This is a genomic window from Pseudomaricurvus albidus (assembly GCF_018863235.1).
GTDB classification, from domain to species: Bacteria; Pseudomonadota; Gammaproteobacteria; order Pseudomonadales; family Cellvibrionaceae; genus Pseudomaricurvus; species Pseudomaricurvus albidus.
The window spans coordinates 67,698-68,121 of sequence record NZ_JAHKRS010000013.1 but is presented as its reverse complement, the minus strand read 5'-3'; the positions used below and the strand labels follow the sequence as shown (position 1 = coordinate 68,121).

The window sequence follows — 424 nt, the reverse complement described above, 5'->3', positions numbered from 1 at the left end:
AAGAGAGACCGGTTTACAAGAACGTGTTCGTTAACGACACAAGCGCCAGGGATGGCAGATACATTTAACTTTAACCATTAGGGTGAAACATGAGCGACAAGCAAGATAATACAGCGACCAGCACAACGACCAATAGCGCGGCTAACTCGGGTGGCGGCAGCGGTGTGCCTAAACTGAAGTGGGACGACAGCAAAATGCGTAGTACTTACGCCAATGTCTGTAATGTCTCCAGCACTCGTGAGGAAGTGACTCTGTTGTTTGGTACAAACTCCACCTGGCACAGCGGTCAGAAAGAAGTCGCTATTACCTTGTCGGATCGTATTATCCTCAACCCTCACGCAGCCAAGCGTCTGAGTGTTTTGTTGAGCAAGGTGGTGGAAGAATATGAAACCCGCTTTGGCTCTGTGGCTGATGCGTAAACGCT

The 424-nt window shown here is 49.5% G+C and carries 1 protein-coding gene; it reads left to right on the top strand.

Annotation, left to right across the window (positions count from 1 at the left end):
* The first annotated feature begins 89 nt into the window (after positions 1 to 89).
* Positions 90 to 419 carry a DUF3467 domain-containing protein gene (locus tag KOI40_RS17270; RefSeq protein WP_216098797.1) on the top strand — a complete coding sequence of 110 codons (330 nt, stop codon included), beginning with the start codon at positions 90 to 92 and terminating at the stop codon, positions 417 to 419.
* Positions 420 to 424: the final 5 nt, after the last annotated feature.